Origin of the sequence: Dietzia sp. SLG310A2-38A2, assembly GCF_014145095.1 — a bacterium.
Lineage (GTDB): Bacteria > Actinomycetota > Actinomycetes > Mycobacteriales > Mycobacteriaceae > Dietzia.
The window spans coordinates 1-1,748 of sequence record NZ_JAALDX010000501.1; the positions used below are offsets into that span (position 1 = coordinate 1).

Genomic DNA, 1,748 nt, shown 5'->3' on the forward strand with positions numbered 1-1,748 from the left:
CACGCGGCGCCGCGAGCGCGCGGAGAGTGAGCTCGAGCGCCGCCGACGCCGCGCCGGGGCGGTGCCCGGGGAGGAGACGGAGACGGAGACGGAACCGGAAGCCGGGACGGAGACGCCGCCCGAGACCGGTACGGAGCCCGAGACAGAGACCGAGCCTGGGACAGAGACCGATACAGAGACAGAGACCGATATAGAGACAGAGCCCGAACCGGTGTCGGAACAGTCGCCGGTGGAACCCGGAGACGTGCCCCGCAGTGACGACGCGCCCGAGAGCGCCGACGCGCCCGGGCGTGATGACGTCGCCGACGGTGAGGTCCCCGGTGGTGGAGCCGACCGTGGCGAGGTCCCCGGTGGTGGAGCCGACGGTGGTGAGTCCGACGACGACGAGTTCGCGGCCCACCTTCCCGAGTCCCCTGACTCCCTGGGCGAGGGGGCGTCGGTCTCCGGGGAAGCGCCCGTGGAGGACCAGGAGGGCCCCGCGGACGACGATGCCGTGACGGCTGAGGAGAGCCCTGACGAGGGCCCGAAGGCCGCCGACTAGACTGCCACCCGTGCCCGGGCATCCGGCGGGCAGTGGATCGACGAGCAGGAGCGTAGGACGTGGTCAGTGCCGAGTCCGGAGCACCCCGCCAGGTCGTCCTTCTGGCCTCCGGTGCCGGGACGCTCGCGCAGAGCGTCCTGGACTCGTCCGCCGGGGCCGACTGCCCGTACCGAATCGTCGGCCTGGTCTCCGATCGCCACTGCGAGGCCGTGACCCGCGCCGAGAATGCCGGACTCCCCACTGCGGTGGTCCGGCCCGCCGAACACCCCGACCGCCCCTCCTGGGATCGTGCGCTGACCGACGCGGTGCGCGGGTTCTCACCGGACTGGGTCGTCTCCGCGGGCTTCATGCGGATCCTCGGTGAGGCGTTCCTCGGTGAGTTCGCCGGGCGCGTGCTCAACACCCATCCGGCCCTGTTGCCGTCCTTCCCCGGCGCCCACGCGGTGCGGGACGCGCTCGCATACGGTGTGACTGTCACGGGATGCACCGTCCACCTGGTCGACGCAGGGGTGGACACGGGCCCGGTGATCGCCCAGTGCGCCGTCGACGTCCTCCCCGACGACACCGAGGCCTCCCTCCACGAACGAATCAAGGTCGTCGAGCGCGAGCTGCTCGTCGACATCCTCGCGGCCGCCGCCCGTGGCCGACTCCACACCGAAGGTCGAAAGGTGCACCTATCGTGACCGACTCCCGCAGGCCCGTTCGACGTGCGCTCATCAGCGTCTACGACAAGACCGGACTCGAGGACTTCGCGCAGGGTCTGGCGGCCGCCGGCGTCGAGATCGTGTCGACCGGCTCCACCGCTCAGCGCATCGCGGCCGCGGGAGTCGCCGTGACGCCCGTCGAAGACCTGACCGGGTTCCCCGAGTGCCTCGAAGGTCGCGTCAAGACCCTGCACCCGCGGGTCCACGCGGGCATCCTGGCCGACACGCGCAAGCCCGAACACCTCGACCAGATCGCCGAACTCGGTGTGCAGCCGTTCGAGCTCGTCGTCGTCAATCTCTATCCCTTCACCGACACCGTCGCCTCCGGCGCGGACTACGACGCCTGCGTGGAGCAGATCGACATCGGTGGCCCGTCCATGGTCCGCGCGGCGGCCAAGAACCACCCGTCGGTCGCCGTGCTGGTCGACCCGGCCGGGTACGGCGAGGCCCTGGAGGCGGTGGCCACGGGCGGATTCCCGCTGGAGCAGCGCCGACGGCTCGCC

Annotated in this window: 1 protein-coding gene and 2 pseudogenes; all 3 read left to right on the top strand. The window is 71.6% G+C overall.

Annotated elements, in window-relative coordinates; genetic code table 11:
• Nucleotides 1–541: pseudogene (locus G6027_RS18475) on the top strand (hypothetical protein); the annotation flags it as partial.
• 59 nt (nt 542–600) lie between these two features.
• Nucleotides 601–1,224, top strand: a complete 624-nt coding sequence (gene purN, locus G6027_RS16225) for a phosphoribosylglycinamide formyltransferase (RefSeq protein ID WP_182638058.1) — start codon at nt 601–603, stop codon at nt 1,222–1,224.
• A pseudogene (gene purH, locus G6027_RS16230) lies at nt 1,221–1,748 on the top strand (bifunctional phosphoribosylaminoimidazolecarboxamide formyltransferase/IMP cyclohydrolase); the annotation flags it as partial. The gene purN and the pseudogene purH, both read left to right, overlap by 4 nt.